This is a genomic window from Colwellia sp., assembly GCF_013215345.1.
In the GTDB taxonomy this organism is placed as follows: Bacteria; Pseudomonadota; Gammaproteobacteria; order Enterobacterales; family Alteromonadaceae; genus Colwellia.
Map to the genome: position 1 here is coordinate 23,238 of NZ_JABSOV010000021.1, position 16,445 is coordinate 39,682.

Below are 16,445 nucleotides of genomic sequence, written 5' to 3' on the forward strand. Positions count from 1 at the left end.
CATAATCCTTCGTCCGGCTGATGCTAGCGACTGCCTACTAAAATCAGGCTCTTGCGGATTAACCTGTAAACCTGCTGCCGGTGCGGTACAGCTTAAGGCAATATTTTTATTATCATTTACATACCAAGCTGCCCGGTATGCTTTGGTTAAAGCGGTAGCTTCTAATGAACCATCGTTTTCAACTTCAATGTGTAACCCTTGACAAATATTCTCATCTCTTGGGTGATCGGTAGAGTTTACAGGGCCCTGCCATTCTCCCATGCGGGTATTTAATCCTTGTGCTACAGGACCAACTGTATTTCCAGGTTCTGTAGGCACTGATTGGTTATCAATACCGGTGTCAAAACAGGTTTTGACTATATTCGCCTCTCCTGCCATAGCTGTGCGAATATCAGCAGCACCGGAATTGTTTTCCAAACGAATTAATTGAAAATTTCCTGCGCCAATAGGCGAGTTGCTATTAGAGCCAATCTTCATTAAATACAAATTATTATGGACTAAACCATAAGGTGGGGTAGTACCAGTGCCGCAAACCGACATAGGCACTAAGTTCGTAAAGCAGTTTTCTACTGCTGTGCTAGGGCCTGCTAGGGCGGTAGCAGAAATTTGTTTATTGAAACTAAATACATTGGCTAAAAAATTATCTAAGGTTAGTTGGCTAAGTGAGACCTTGACGTACTGGGCGTCAATGCTCAGGTCAGTAACTGCGACAAACGGATCTGCGGACTCTGAATATTCAAAAGACAATATGGCCGTACTACTATCATCAATATCGGCTAAATCAATAGCACGGGACAGCTCTTGTTGATCTATATGGGCAAGGTTAATTTGTAATAAATTTGTCGCTGCCGCTTCGGCTTGAGTGCGTGTCGTTCCTGAATCCAGCTCTTTGGCCGCATGTAGAGCTGCAGCATCAACAAGATTTTGTAACCGGCTTTTATTTAATAAGAAATGACCGCCATCTAATGCCAGTGACGTCATAATTATTAGTGCCAATAAACTAACAACAAAAAGTACCAGTACGTTGCCGCTTTGATAACGTCGCTGGCTGGTTTGCTGGAGTGCACAGTAGTGAAAGCGCATAAGTACTTAACCTATTTACTGGTTTGCGTCATTTGACGGGATTCTTTCATGTTATAAACACTACGTTGGTATTTTTTAACGACATTTTTTCCATAAATACCATCTAAAGTAGCAATGATACCGTCATTCAACTCGGCTGCATTTGGGTTAAGTATTTGCACTTGTTTAATTTGCATATTTGACGCAGCCAACTGGTAACTGGGTTGCTCGGCACAACCTAAAACTAGGATACTGGTTATGACTAACAATGAATTCTTGAGTGAATCGCTTATTTTCATTACTAACTCCTTAATAAATTTAGTTGGTTTTAGTTGGTTTTAGTTGATGGCCATAGTGCTGATTAGTGCCGCCATCGTTGGTTAAAATACTATGGTTCGCTTTTTTATTCGGTGACTTAGTTGAGTCGGGGGGATTTTGCTGGGTCATTTTACCCAATAAATAAAACTCCATATCTGATACCGGAACAAAACCATCGGTAGGCAATGAAATATCTTTTTTATTAAAGGGCCTGACTAACCGAGGTGTTACCATGATGACTAATTCAGTTTGGCCACTAATAAATTCATGACTACGAAATAATTGTCCCAAGATGGGTAAGTCGCCCAAGCCGGGTAATTTAGTAACACTGTCACGTAAAGTATCACTTAACAAACCACCGATAGCTATGGTTTGGCCATCAGCGAGTTCAACCGTAGTTTCAGCTGTTCGTTTGATAATTGAAGGCACCACTAAGGTTGAAGTTGAGCCTGTTGGGGTAACACCAACACCATGAGAGTTAGTCAGTTCACTGACTAAAACCTTGAGGTTTAGATTGATTTTTCCAGAGTCTAATATGGTAGGTACAAAGCTAACGCCAACACCGAAGTTTTTAAATTGCACTGTCGTGCCTTCTTCACTGGGCACTGGCACGGGAAATTCACCGCCCGCTAAAAACTCAGCTTTTTGGCCACTTAGAGCGGTAAGGTTTGGCTCTGCGAGTATTTTTGCTAAGCCATTTTGCTTAGCAACATCTAGGGCAAAGTCGAACTGCATATCACCATTAATCAATGAGCCGAAAAAGCCACTGCTAATACTGGCTCCAAGACCTGCTCCAACGCCATTAACAATACCACCAGTGCCATTTGAACCACTGAAGGTCAATGACATTTTTGAATCAAACTTGCGGGATATTTCGGTACTGACCTCAGCAACAGTCACTTCAAGCATTACTTGATGCCCACCGCCGATAGAGATCATATTGAGTACTTCACTTCTAACTTTGCCAACCGATGCAGCTGTAGCGTACCCTTTGGCTAGCTCAACCGCGGTATTCATTTTTGCTAATGAAGATGACTGGCCACTAAGTACTAATTGTCCTTGAGATGTTTCCACACCAATATTTTCACCAGGCAGGTAATGAAATAAACGTTGGCGCAAACTATTTAAGTCATGGGTAACTTCAAGGTTAATCATATCTACCAATTTGTCTTCATCGTCCCAGACCAGTATGTTTGTGGTACCTAAGCTTTTACCGACTATATAAAGCTCTTTGGCGCGTAATATTAAGATATCAGCTATTTTATCATTACCGATCGACACTCGGCTAACTGGTTGATTCATACTTATATTTTTTGACTTGAATATAGGAACCTTAAGCACATCGTTTATTAGTCTAGTCGGCCCGCCAGCGAAGACTACCGAGCTAATGAACAATTGCACTATTATCAATAAAACAGAGCAGTTGCTTATAGTGACTACTTTCACAGTTACACCTTTCATATCTGTTTCCTTATTAGCTCTAGAGCCTCAATATCTATGCGATTAAATACCTAAGTGACGACACCTTAAATAGCCGTTAAATATCTACCTGTACGGTTTGCAGCCTAACACCTCGAATAAGTTCAACCCGCTGGCGCTGGTTCACTTTAGGAAACAGTTTAGCGGCAGACTCTGAAGTAATACCCACCTTTGGCAACGGTATTGCTGTTAGTTTGGTTTGGGTCGGTTGTTCTGTTGCGGCTTCGCTAGCAATAATTACCGGGTCGTTATCGATGGGATTACGTAGTGCGAGCTGCAAATAACCATTTCTTCGGGCACTCATCAGTATTTCTGCTTGAGTTAAATCAACCTCAACCGTGACCGCTCTAACTAATTGCGGTTTGTTTTCGCCACTCGCTGCTCGTTGATCAACCGCCAGTATATTAATATTAGAAAGAATAACTTCGGTAGTGGGGATACCATCTTGCTGATAAGTATTAAGAATATCCACCCTGTTGCCGGGTAATAAAAAACCTGCGACACCAACAATATCATTAACTCGGATGGTCACAGCGCGCATGTTTTTACCTATTAAACTGGCTAAATAGCTGCCATCACCTTGCTTTGCTAATCGTTCTTCTCGGACTATATCGCCAATGTAAAATTGATTTTTTGCCACTTTGCCGATAACCGCGTCTAAGTTTTGTAGTGCTTTCTCTGGCATCATTGATTCGGGGAAAATGACTAAATGAACATGTTTAGCTGTTAAAATAGTACCCGTTGGAACTCTTACTGTGGTGACAACAATATTGACTTGCTCTTCGGTTAATTGTTGTTGATTATCGCTCAACCAGTTTTTGGCAATTAATACGGCGCCAACACCAAAAACCACTGACATGGTGATAAAAAGAATAGTATTTTTATTCATTACTCACTCCTTAACTCATTTTAATTCATTTGGGTGGTTAGGTTTTTCAGGACCTTTATTATCAAGGGCTTTCACAAAATAATGCTGCCAAGCAAAACAGAGCAGTTCCTGAGTGACCACTGGTGTTAATTGATTAAATTTTATTTGATCACTGACAATGCTTAACAAATCTCGGGGTAAGCAGGGTAAAAAATCTTTTTTATCAACATAGTGATGTTGCTCAACCAAGTAATTGAAAATGTTATGATCGCAGTCAAGCCGGTATTCCGCACAAGTTTTAATCCATAACTTTTCATATAGTTCCACAGATAAAGCTTCAAACTTAATTTTGTAGCCTAAGCGACGTAAGAAGGCTTCATCTACCAAATCTTGTGGTGCCAAATTGGTTGAAAAAAGTAAAATTAGCTCGAAAGGAATTTCAAAATGTAAACCGTTGGGTAAAGACAAAAAATCTCGGCGTTCTTCTAAAGGAATTATCCAGCGGTTAAATAGCTCTACGGGGCTAATTTTTTGCCGGCCTAAGTCATCTAGTAATAAAATACCGTTATTTGCTTTTAATTGCAGTGGCGCTTTATAAGTGCGATTAGTCGCATCAAAATTAACTTCCAACATGGCAGCCGTCAATTCACCACCTGTTACTAATAAGGGGCGTTGGCATAAATGCCAGCGGGGATCATAACCCTGTGCTAAGGAGACTAACTTAGCATCGTCGTTATCATGTTGTGATCCATTGGTGCTTAATATATGAAGTTGCGGATCATAAACCTGAATAATAATATTATTAATTTCTATCGCGGCCGGAATTAAAACATCATCACCAAAGAGTAGATTCAAATGTCGGCATAGATAACTTTTACCAACGCCTGGCGCGCCATAAATTAAGATGGGTTTAGTGGAGTTAAGCGCGGGTCCTATGGTCGATATTAGCTCGGGTGAAAACATTAGCTGACTAAAACGTTGCTGCAATAATTCTTTCACAACGACAGTGTTGCGGCTGGTTTGTTCTATGCAGAGGTTACTGTATTGCTGTAAAGGTACAGGTGCCATGCCTAAATAACCGCCTTGGTTAAAGGCTTTTTCTGCTTCTGTTGCCCCTAAGGCACTCAGCGCATAACGCATTTGACCACTTTTACTTGATTGTCTATTCTCTAACCAATTTAATGATTTAGCATTATCTAATAAGTTTTGAATAATACCGCCACTTAAAGCCATCTTTTCTGCTAATAGGCGGACACCGACTACATGGGCAACTAAAATATGTTTAATTAATAGCTGTAATAATAATTGCTCTGACAGTCCTGTTTCTTTAATTGTGCTAGGGCGTTTTGCCATAACAGCTGTGTTTGTTAAGGCGTCTTCTGCTTGCTTTAAGTTATGACCTTGTTCAGTGTTTTTATCTTGTGTAACAGCAAGTGACTTATCATTTAGTTTTGTTTGGCTAGTTTTTAGTACTTGAGAAAAACTGTTTTTCTGCTGTTTTAAAACCGCTGTCGAATTGACCTCAGAGCTGACCTTAGCGTTGGGAAAGGAGCTGGGTTCTGGATTAATAGTTGCGCGAACTACTGAGTCGTCATCCACTGAAACTGCGCATATTTCCGCGTTAGGGCTGGCCGGTTTATCAGTCAATTCATCACTAAAATCAGGGGGTGAGTCCATGTTAACTCCGGTCAATTTTATTTACTTCGTTTTGCTTAGTTTTACTTAACTACAAATAGCGTAAGAATTTCACTGTTTATGCCAGTGCTTAATGCCGTTGCTATTTCAGCGCCTATTTCTGGGCTAAGGTAACAAGCCAGTAACCAGCCTAATGTTAAAGCTGGCGCATAGGGTACAAATAACCTTGGCTGGGTTTTACGCTTATTTTTAATAAAGCTTTGACTGGCCATTTTCTTTATTCCTGACCAGCCAAGCTGATAAAAAGCGAGCATAAAGCTAGTAAAAGTACCAAAAATAATGCCATACACAATGGACCACCAGAGTAAGTTAGGCCCAGACAAGGCACCAACTGCCACCATCAACTTGACATCACCCGCACCTAAACAACGAAAATAAAATGCGGGTAATAATAAGGCTAATGCTGCCCCCCCGCCGAACAGCGCTTGTCCTAAACCATGCCATTGGCTGTTATAACCTTGCAACGCTAGGGCTATTAATAGCCCAGCTAAGCAAAGTTTATTGGGAATACGTTGATAGCGCAGATCAAAATACAAAGCGCTAAGCAACAAGAGCAAGGTCACCGTAAGTATATTCATTATAATTAAGAACAAGTACCAGGAGTTGCGGGTGTTGTTGGTGTTCCTGCGGTTCCGTCAGTCCAAGTACCACCACCAGCTGAGCAGCTTAATTTAGTAATTTGATCGGTTGCATTGTCGCCAAGTGCAACAAAAGCAGCAACCATACCACCAACCACTAGGCCGCCAGCAATGGCATATTCAACGGCTGTGAGGCCGCTTTCATCTTCAATAAAGTCATTGATAAAGCTTTTCATAGAATTAGTTAACTTATTCATAAAATTCTCCAAGTGCATTTATGTTTATGCTTGATTGCATCACTTTCATTGCAAAGCATAGAAAAAGCAAAACAAAGAAAAAGCTAGCAAATGCACTTGGTATAACCACTGCTAAAGCTACAGCGATAACACCAGTTAGGGGCGCAGGTACTTAAAAGAACGTAAGCACCTATAGTTAACCACAAAGACAGTTGCAAGCACTCCTTTGCTGATTGACTCACTTTCTAAGAAATAAAAATAAGTGAGTGTATTAATAAAACTAGTCGGTTTTATTTAGGGTCGCTAACATCAGATTGCTATCTATTGCACTCATTTGCGAGTTGAAATTAAAGTCCCGCTGAGGATAAATATATTTAGGGTAACTTGCTGTTAACTATGCTTTATCGATGAGATAACAGCCGATTTCTATCTCTCGCACTATTTATTACACCATGTTGCGAGGTTAGTTGTGCTTGAAGGGAATTGAGGTTAATCAGAGTATCTTGCTGGTATATATCAGGTAGCCACATTATTTTGCCGGCAGAACTCAACCAAACCGTTTGGTAAGTGAGGTAGACAGCAATGCTTTGTGTTAGTTTTACGTGTTGGGTTTTTTTGACGGCAAGTGCATTTATTACTTGTCGTTGTTTGTTTTTAGACTCATTTTTCATAAATTTTTCAGCAAGTAAGTTGGCGGACTCTAAACGTACGCAACCATGACTGAGCGCACGGTGTTTTTTTGTAAAGAGTCTTTTGGCTGGAGTATCATGTAAATATACAGAATGAAAATTTTTAATATTAAAGCGATATTTACCCAAGGCATTATTTTTTCCCGCTGCCTGTATTAATTTATACTCTCCCAAAGCTGCCTTTATGGAATTAGTATCATTAAAAACTGGCCGAATAATTTGTTGAGCACCATAACCTTTTGCCAGTTTAAAGTTTTGCCGTCTGAGCGAACCAGGATTTCGAGCATTCTCCACTAATAGTTCTTTATGAACGATATTATAGGTTGGTGTCCATTGTGGGTTGATGGTAACACTGTTGACTTGAGTTACCATTATCGGGGTAGGGTGCTGACTATCGCCAACAATCACTTTCATTGATAATGCTTCTTGCTGGTTTTCAATAAAAAACAAACGGTATGCGGGAATATTGACCATAACATAACGTTTTGGCGGTTTGCTGGGCAATGATAACCAACGCCATAAATTGATTTGCATAACTATGATGCGTTCAGATGGCTTGGTATTAAGCGCTTTAATGGTTTTTTCGCTTAATTTGCCATTAGCTGTTAAGCCATGTCGAGCCTGAAATTTCTTAATTGCGCTAATCACTTCGGGATCAAATATATGTTGACGGTATTGTGAGCCAGCTCTTTTTTTAAGGTCAGCTAAAGAAAATAAAATACTGCGTAGCTTAATAACCTCTTTATGTCCTTGACCTAGAACTAAGGATAAATTTTCACCAATTTCTGGCCAAGGGCCTTGGGCTAATTGTTGATAATGGGCAATTGCCCTGCGAAGACGTACTACTTGGTCAAATTGTGGTAATAATTGATCAACGTAACTGGCTAACTGGTGATTTTTTACCGCAAGAAGGATGTCTTCACGTGGTTTTTCTTGGGGCTTAAACTGATAACCATTAAACAAAGTGGCAATAGTAAATAATTGCTTAGTGAGTAATTGATCGATTTTTTTACCCTGCGGAGCATCTAATTTATTAATATAGCCAAAGGGCAGAGGGTTAATGCCGAGATCACTCAGTAAACTTAATAATGAAACCCCAGATAAGTTGAGTTTATCATTTTCAATCCATAAATAATTTTTACTATGATGAGATATCAGCTGCTGATAGTAGAGTTGTTGATTTTTAGTTTGTTGCGGGCTGGCTACGGACTTTTTCCAGGCATTAGCCGAAAGGGGTACAGTAAAAGCTTGTACTGTGTTTGCCATCGTAGTAGTTAACAATAAAAAATATAAAAGAATCATTGGTGATTTCATTTTATCTCCTTAATTTTTTGTTGTTCAACTAGCCTTTACTGAAGTCGATAGCACTCAATTAAGACCAATAATATGGCGACTTTTTACTTGTGGTATTTTTGTTTTTTGTATTTTAGTTATGGGCAATAATTCCATTCTTAATTTTTGATAACGTCGATATAAGCAGCTGAGCTCCATACCTAGCTCCTTTTTGATATACGCTGTTGGCGTTAGACCAAGATGTTCTTTAAAGCTTCGGCAAAAGTGTGATGGATTTGAAAAACCAACAGCAAAAGAAACACTGGTAATAGAAGGATTTTCTTGGCGTAAGAGACATTCACTTTCTTCCAAGCGTCGACATAAAATATATTGGCAATAACCAATACCACATAAATCTTTAAACATATGACTGATACGGCTTGGGCTTAAAAATAAACTATTCGATGCTTGTTTCAATGACGGCGCATCGAAAAAATGCTGCTCGATTAATTCAAATAGCCCCTCTAAAGGGTGGTTTATTAATTCTTCTGTTGCGGGCATATAACTACTGGTTATTAACTCATGTTCAAAACAATCAATATCTGTGGTTGCGCTAAGTTCAAGTAACAGTTTAGTCAAGTCATTGTTATCTATAGGCAGGCTGAGTACATCCTTAACTCCGAGTTTTAGTGCATGATGAAGCATAGGTATTGATATGCAATCAGCCAAAATATATAGTGATTTATTTGAACACTCTCGACTGATTGTTTCTAAATTATAACGGTGAATTTCAGAATGGCAGTCCATCACATAAGCAATAGCACCTAAAGAGCCGTTCAGCTTTGTTATATGATTAAGTGAAGGTATTATTTTAACAGCAAGTTTATCAACGAGAATATTACAAACCTCGGTTAGGATTTTTTTGTTATATCCGATAATACCAAAGTATTCTTTTGCTTTGAGAATAGTCATAACACCCCTTAGGTATCTTAGTGATTTCTAACCTAATGCAGACAAGCGAACTAGTTGAATAATAATTCAAAAAAATATGCATTTATCACACCTTTTTGTAATATATAAACCAATACAGTAAGTTATATTTCGAGTGGTAAATTCACTAAGTAAAAGTGCGACACTTTTTAACGAATATTGTAATTTTGATTTGCATATAGCAAATTGCAAATGGAGTTAAGAACATAATAAACAGGCTATTACTATTTTGCTCTGTTTAACAAAGTAAGCGTTATTTTTGCAGTAACTTTATTATTTCTCCGTATAGAGACTTATCGGAAAAACTGTTATCTTCAAACGGCAATAACCCCTAATAAAATAACCTTTTTACTGTGTAGATAAATTATTTTGATAACATTTATTGATAGTTTTGAACAAGTCCCCGTAAGTGATTGGCACAGGCTAAATACGTCCACATGCCCGTTAGTAAGTTATGTGTTTTTTAAGGCGTTAGAAGCTAGTCAGTCAGTGTCTACTGCGCGCGGCTGGCAACCACATCATATGGTTATTGAAAATGATGGCGTCATTGATGGCATTATGCCTTTGTACCTTAAGCAGCACTCTTGGGGCGAATATGTATTCGATTGGGATTGGGCCCGAGCATTTGAAGATAACAATATTGCTTATTACCCTAAACTGGTAGGCACTATTCCTTTTACTCCACTGACTAGTCATAAACTCTTTGCAAATAATCCTTCTTCAACTAAATTAAGTTTAGCTGAGCTCTTGCCGTCATTAATTAGTCATTGCCAGCAGCATGAAATAAACAGTTGGCACATACTGTTTTGTCCTGAAATTGAAAGTGACTCAAAGCAAACCGAAAACGGTCAAAGTGTCAGTATGGCTAAATTACCTGAAGATGTTTATCAACGTCATACGGTACAGTTTCACTGGTTTAACCGAGGTTATGCCTGTTTTGATGACTTTCTTGCCACTTTTACCTCGCGTAAACGTAAAAATACCCGTAAAGAAAGGGCGTCGATAAAGCAGCAGGGCATTACAATCAGGCAACTTCAAGGGCAAGATATTACTGCGCAAGATGTCGATTTTTTCTATTTAACTTATCAACTTACTTATCTTAAGAAAGGCCACCAGCCACACCTTAATTTTGATTTCTTCAGGCAAATATTTAAAAACCTAGCTGATAATATTTTATTAATAATTGCCAGCCATGAAGATAACGATGTGGCTTGTGCTTTATTTTTTTATGATGATACTCATCTGTATGGTCGATATTGGGGCTGTCAAGAATCATTTAAAAACTTACACTTTGAGCTTTGTTATTACCAAGGCATAGCATTTTGTATCGAACAAAATTTGCAATGTTTTAACCCAGGTACCCAAGGTGAGCATAAAATTCAACGAGGCTTTGAGCCTATATTAACCCATTCATATCACTGGGTTAAAGATGCAGCTTTTAAAGATGCGATCAGAGAATTCTGTCAACGTGAATGTGAACATATGCAAAGTTATCAGCAGCAATGTCGACAAGCATTGCCATTTAAAGTGGTGGTATAAATTGCCCCTAAGCTTTGCTTTTAAATAAATAGGTAACGTAGGAAATTATAATGGATATCGCTTTTTCTCAAGCTTGTGAAAATAATAAACAGCCAATCATTACGGTATTGCAAAACGCATTTGCCAATACTAAACGAGTGTTAGAAGTCGGCTCGGGCACAGGGCAACATGCGGTGTTTTTTGCTAAACAGTTACCGCAGCTTTGTTGGCAGCCCAGTGATCTACTTGTCAATCATCATTCGATAAACTCCCGCAGGCAGAGCAGTGGCTTAACCAATATGCTAGCGCCGATTGTTTTAGATTTACATCAACCATGGCAATTGGCTTTGGCAAAGCCATCCCTGCAAGGAGTTATTGATGGTGTTTTTACCGCCAATACCTTGCATATTGTCAGTAGCGCTTTGGTCAAGCTATTTTTCACTGGAGTAAAACAGAGCCTAGTTAAAGGTGGCGTTTTATGTGTTTATGGGCCCTTTAATTACCAAGGAAAATATACTAGTCAAAGTAATGCCAATTTTGATTTGTGGCTAAAGGATAGGGATGCAGAAAGTGGTATACGTGATTTTGAACACATTGAAAATTTGGCTGAGGAAGCAGGTCTTGCTTTAATATCGGATAATCCTATGCCTGCAAACAACCGCTTACTGGTCTTTATTATGAACTAATATTTTTGATAGAAGAGAAACATCTAGACGTCTATACGTTTAGATGTTGACATATCTAGCAATCTAAGTAATATGATAATCATCAATTTATTATGTTCTTTTTTTTGTTAGGTAGTGTTATGCCCATTAAAATTCCCGGTCAATTACCCGCTTTATCAGTGCTAGGTAAGGAAAACATCTTTGTGATGTCAGAGCACCGAGCGGCCAATCAAGAAATTCGCCCGATGCAAGTGGCTATCCTGAATTTAATGCCTAATAAAATGGAAACAGAAGTACAAATTCTGCGGATGTTATCTAATACGCCATTGCAAATTAATGTCGAATTTGTTCGTATTCATAAAAATGTTTCCAAAAACACGCCGAAAGAACATTTAGATAATTTTTATTGTTTATTCGATGAGATTAAACACAAGCAATATGACGGTTTGATTATCACTGGCGCGCCTTTAGCTTTATTGGATTACTCCGACGTGAGTTACTGGGATAAAATTTGTGAGGTGTTTGATTGGGCCGAGAAAAACGTCACTTCCACTATGTTTTCTTGCTGGGCTGCCCATGCTGCCTTGTTTCATCATTACGGCTTAAACCGTCATTTGCGCCAGAACAAACTGTCTGGGGTATATCAACATTACCCCCTTGATAGCAAAGAAGAACTTACTCGTGGTTTTGATGAAAGTTTTAATGTGCCGCACTCCCGTTATGGTTATATTAATCAAGTCGATTATCAAGGTATTGATGAACTTAATATTTTAGTGCAATCAGCCGATGCTGGTGTCTGTTTAGTCGCGAGTAAAAACAAGCGACAAGTGTACCTAACCGGGCACCCAGAATACGATACCTCCACCTTGCATGAAGAATACCTTAGAGATCGCAAGAAAGATGCGGCCACGCCACTGCCAATTAACTATTATCAAGATAACAATGTTAATAATAAACCGGTAGGCTCATGGCGTAGTCATGGTAGTTTGCTTTTTACTAACTGGCTTAATTATTATGTTTACCAAATAACGCCATACCAATTAGATGCTGTTCATATTAATTCAACGCTAATGAAATAGAACATTAAATACTAAATATTCCCTTATTCTTTAAATAGTTACTCCTGGATTTAACATGAAAAAACACCCATCTTTTGCTTTATTTGAACAGCAACTGGCTAAAAATATTCTCATTCTTGATGGTGCTATGGGTACCATGATCCAAGCGTACAAGTTTGAAGAGCAAGACTTCCGTGGCGATCGTTTTGCTGATTGGCATACTGATGTAAAAGGCAATAACGATATGTTAGTGCTTACTCAGCCTGAAGTGATTAAAGCTATTCACCTAGAGTACCTTGAAGCCGGCGCTGACATTCTTGAAACCAATACCTTCAATGCGACGACGATTGCCATGGCTGATTATGACATGGAAGAGTATAGCGCTGAAATTAACCGTGTTGCCGCACAAATTGCTCGTGCAGCTGCCGATGAATACACTAAAAAAACACCAGACCGTCCGCGTTTTGTTGCCGGTGTTTTAGGGCCAACCAATCGTACCTGTTCAATTTCTCCTGATGTTAATGACCCAGCTTTTCGTAATGTAACCTTTGATGAACTAAAAGAGGCGTATATTGAGTCGACTTTAGCTTTGATTGAGGGTGGTAGTGATATCATTTTAATCGAAACAATTTTCGATACCCTCAATGCTAAAGCGGCTATCTTTGCCGTAGAAACGGTATTTGAGCAATTAGGCCAGCGTTTACCAGTGATGATCTCAGGTACCATTACTGATGCCTCAGGTCGTACCTTATCAGGGCAAACAACGGAAGCATTCTATAATTCACTGCGTCATGCGAAACCAGTTTCATTTGGTCTTAACTGTGCCTTAGGTCCGGTTGAACTGCGTCAATATGTTGCAGAGCTGAGTCGTATTTGTGATGTTGCTGTCTCTGCTCACCCGAATGCCGGTTTACCGAACGCTTTTGGTGAATATGACTTTACCGTTGAGGACATGAATACTCATGTAGAAGAGTGGGCTTCATCAGGATTTTTAAATATTATTGGTGGTTGTTGTGGTACTACGCCTGAGCACATTAAAGGCATGGCTGATACGGTTGCTAATATTACTCCACGTAAAGTCGAGCCGCGTGAAATCGCTTGTCGTTTGTCGGGTCTAGAAGTATTAACCATTAATGGCGATAGCTTATTTGTTAACGTAGGTGAGCGTACTAATGTAACTGGCTCGGCTATGTTTAAACGCTTAATTAAAGAAGACAATTACGATCAAGCTATTGCGGTAGCCTTACAACAGGTTGAAAACGGCGCACAAATTATTGATATCAACATGGATGAAGGCATGTTGGAGTCAAAAGAGGCCATGGTACGCTTTTTAAACTTGATTGCTGGCGAGCCAGATATTGCCAAAGTGCCAATTATGATCGACTCCTCTAAATGGGACATCATTGAAGCGGGCTTAAAATGTATTCAAGGTAAAGGCATAGTTAACTCGATCAGCTTGAAAGAAGGCGAAGAAAACTTTCGTAAACAAGCTGAATTAGTACGCCGTTATGGCGCCGCTATGATAGTGATGGCGTTTGATGAAGAAGGCCAAGCCGATACCCGTAAACGAAAATATGAAATTTGTCATCGTGCTTACCATATTTTGGTTGATGAAATAGGCTTTCCACCAGAAGATATTATTTTCGATCCCAACATTTTTGCCGTGGCTACGGGCATTGAAGAGCACAATAACTACGCGGTCGATTTTATTGAAGCGGTTGGCGATATTAAGAAAAATCTACCTTATGCAATGATATCAGGTGGTGTTTCTAACGTATCATTTTCGTTTCGAGGTAATAACCCAGTACGTGAAGCTATTCACGCAGTGTTTTTATATTATGCCATTAAAAATGGCATGGACATGGGCATTGTTAACGCGGGTCAGTTAGCCATTTATTCAGATTTGCCGAAAAAATTAAAACAAGCGGTAGAAGACGTTATTAAAAATAGTGATGATGACGCTACCGAACGTTTACTTGATATTGCCCAAGAATACCATGGCCAAGCGGGCGGCCAGGCTTCAAAAGCTGATTTAACTTGGCGAGAGTTGCCTATTAATGAGCGTTTGTCTTATTCATTAGTGAAAGGTATTAATGAGTTTATTGTTGCCGATACCGAAGAAGCACGCCTTGTGGCGGTTCGTCCGTTAGATGTTATCGAAGGACCGTTAATGGACGGCATGAATACCGTTGGTGATTTATTTGGCGCTGGCGAAATGTTTTTACCGCAGGTAGTAAAATCTGCCCGGGTAATGAAACAAGCGGTTGCCCATTTAAACCCATTTATTGAGGCGGCAAAAACTGAAATTAGTACCAACGGTAAAGTCTTATTAGCGACGGTAAAAGGCGATGTTCATGACATTGGTAAAAATATTGTTGGCGTGGTATTGCAGTGTAATAACTATGAAATTATCGATCTTGGTGTGATGGTTTCTTGTGATGATATTTTACGGGTCGCAAAAGAAGAAAACGTCGACATTATTGGTTTATCGGGCCTTATTACACCTTCTCTTGATGAAATGGTACATGTTGCTAAAGAAATGAAACGCACAGGCTTGAAACTGCCTTTATTAATTGGTGGTGCCACCACGTCAAAGGCGCATACGGCCGTTAAAATTGAACCGCAATATGATGAACCTGTAGTCTATGTATCGAATGCCTCTCGCGCAGTATCTGTAGTTAGCAAATTATTATCTAAGGAACACAAAGCCAAGTTCTTTGCTGATACGAAAGAAGAGTATGAACGGGTACGGATTCGTCATTACAAAAAAGGCCCACGCTCAAGTTTAATTAGTCTTGAAGCGGCGCGTGCTAATGCGACCAAAATTAATTTTGACGGTTATAGGCCGAAAAAACCGAACAAGTTAGGTGTTACCATACTTGATAATATTGATTTGAACGAAGTTAGAAAGTATATCGATTGGACACCATTTTTCATGACCTGGCAGATGTCGGGCAAGTATCCGCTAATTTTAAAACATGAAGTGATTGGCGTTGAAGCAACGAGCTTATTTAATGATGCTAACGCCATGCTTGATGATGTTATCAACAATAAAAAAATATCTGCTAGAGCGGTATTTGGTTTATTTCCGGCGAACAGTAATCAAGATGATATACAGCTATACACTGATGAAAGTCGCCAGGAAAAATTAATGAGACTTCATCAACTACGTCAACAAAGTAAAAAACCGGCCGGGCAGTTTAACCGCTGTTTAGCAGATTATGTTGCCCCAATTGATAGCGGTATTGACGATTATATTGGCGCTTTTGCCGTGTCAGCAGGTTTTGGTGTTGAAGATTTGGTAAAAGTATATGACGCTGATCACGATGCCTATAACTCAATACTGTTAAAAGCGGTGGCGGATAGGTTAGCCGAAGCCAGTGCAGAATATTTACATGAAAAAGTGCGTAAAGAATACTGGGGTTATGCTCCTGATGAAAGCCTAGGCAATGATGATCTTATCAGAGAAAATTATCAAGGTATTCGTCCTGCGCCAGGTTACCCTGCTTGTCCTGAGCATACTGAAAAAGGTTTGTTATGGCAGTTACTTAACGTTAAAGAAAATATTGATATGGATCTGACCTCAAGTTATGCCATGTGGCCAGGTGCTGCGGTAAGTGGTTGGTATTTCTCTCATCCCGACTCTAAGTACTTTGCCGTGGCAAAACTGGCTAAAGATCAGGTGCTTGATTACGCTGCTCGTAAAGGCATGACCATAGAGCAAGCTGAACGTTGGTTGTCAGCAAACTTGGACTATGAGCCTGAGTAAATGAACCTGAGCAAGCGAAATGTCATGTAGAATGGATGCTATTAACACAAACTGAGCCCATGTTCATTTCCTGTAAGTAAGCCCAAAGAGCTGGATCTTCGACTAGACACTTCGAAGATGACGACTAGCGGTAAATGCCAAAGCCGTCTGTATAAACATAATGAACAATAAAAAGGCTGCATCCTGATAATCATCATGATGCAGCCTTTATGTTTTCTCGTTAACTGGTAAATTTAAGTTTTACTGGT

13 protein-coding genes are annotated in these 16,445 nt (G+C 39.5%); 4 read left to right on the forward strand and 9 right to left on the reverse strand.

The genetic code is table 11. The features are described from left to right. The 9 genes from HRT50_RS04685 to HRT50_RS04725 form a co-directional block, all read right to left on the reverse strand. On the reverse strand, positions 1–1,083 hold a 1,083-nt coding region (locus tag HRT50_RS04685), incomplete at its 3' end, for a Tad domain-containing protein (protein WP_291611845.1). Positions 1,084–1,094: 11 nt separating this feature from the next. After that, positions 1,095–1,361, reverse strand: a complete 267-nt coding sequence (locus HRT50_RS04690; protein WP_291611846.1) for a hypothetical protein — start codon at positions 1,359–1,361, stop codon at positions 1,095–1,097. A 19-nt stretch (positions 1,362–1,380) separates the two neighbouring features. Beyond that, positions 1,381–2,841, reverse strand: coding sequence for a type II and III secretion system protein family protein (locus tag HRT50_RS04695; RefSeq protein ID WP_291611848.1), 1,461 nt, complete (start codon positions 2,839–2,841; stop codon positions 1,381–1,383). A 76-nt stretch (positions 2,842–2,917) separates the two neighbouring features. Then, positions 2,918–3,748 (reverse strand): Flp pilus assembly protein CpaB, encoded by an 831-nt coding sequence (gene cpaB, locus HRT50_RS04700; protein ID WP_291611850.1) that lies wholly within the window; start codon positions 3,746–3,748, stop codon positions 2,918–2,920. Between the two features lie 15 nt (positions 3,749–3,763). Beyond that, positions 3,764–5,404 carry an AAA family ATPase gene (locus tag HRT50_RS04705; protein ID WP_291611852.1) on the reverse strand — a complete coding sequence of 547 codons (1,641 nt, stop codon included), beginning with the start codon at positions 5,402–5,404 and terminating at the stop codon, positions 3,764–3,766. 41 nt (positions 5,405–5,445) lie between these two features. Continuing rightward, positions 5,446–6,000, reverse strand: coding sequence for a prepilin peptidase (locus tag HRT50_RS04710; RefSeq protein ID WP_291611854.1), 555 nt, complete (start codon positions 5,998–6,000; stop codon positions 5,446–5,448). Between the two features lie 5 nt (positions 6,001–6,005). Next, positions 6,006–6,257 carry a Flp family type IVb pilin gene (locus HRT50_RS04715; protein ID WP_367238786.1) on the reverse strand — a complete coding sequence of 84 codons (252 nt, stop codon included), beginning with the start codon at positions 6,255–6,257 and terminating at the stop codon, positions 6,006–6,008. Between the two features lie 380 nt (positions 6,258–6,637). Beyond that, positions 6,638–8,239, reverse strand: a complete 1,602-nt coding sequence (locus HRT50_RS04720) for a L,D-transpeptidase family protein (protein ID WP_291611856.1) — start codon at positions 8,237–8,239, stop codon at positions 6,638–6,640. Positions 8,240–8,293: 54 nt separating this feature from the next. Beyond that, positions 8,294–9,169, reverse strand: a complete 876-nt coding sequence (locus HRT50_RS04725; protein WP_291611858.1) for an AraC family transcriptional regulator — start codon at positions 9,167–9,169, stop codon at positions 8,294–8,296. Between the two features lie 387 nt (positions 9,170–9,556). Between HRT50_RS04725 and HRT50_RS04730 the strand changes: the two genes are divergently transcribed. The 4 genes from HRT50_RS04730 to metH all read left to right on the forward strand — a co-directional run bounded on the left by HRT50_RS04730 (position 9,557) and on the right by metH (position 16,197). Further along, complete coding sequence (locus HRT50_RS04730) at positions 9,557–10,726, forward strand: GNAT family N-acetyltransferase (RefSeq protein ID WP_291611860.1); 1,170 nt, start codon at positions 9,557–9,559, stop codon at positions 10,724–10,726. A gap of 50 nt (positions 10,727–10,776) precedes the next feature. Next, positions 10,777–11,391: a DUF938 domain-containing protein gene (locus HRT50_RS04735; protein ID WP_291611862.1), complete on the forward strand. Its 615-nt coding sequence runs from the start codon at positions 10,777–10,779 to the stop codon at positions 11,389–11,391. A gap of 119 nt (positions 11,392–11,510) precedes the next feature. Further along, positions 11,511–12,449, forward strand: a complete 939-nt coding sequence (gene metA, locus HRT50_RS04740; RefSeq protein WP_291611864.1) for a homoserine O-succinyltransferase — start codon at positions 11,511–11,513, stop codon at positions 12,447–12,449. Positions 12,450–12,504: 55 nt separating this feature from the next. Beyond that, positions 12,505–16,197 (forward strand): methionine synthase, encoded by a 3,693-nt coding sequence (gene metH / locus HRT50_RS04745; RefSeq protein ID WP_291611866.1) that lies wholly within the window; start codon positions 12,505–12,507, stop codon positions 16,195–16,197. Positions 16,198–16,445: the final 248 nt, after the last annotated feature.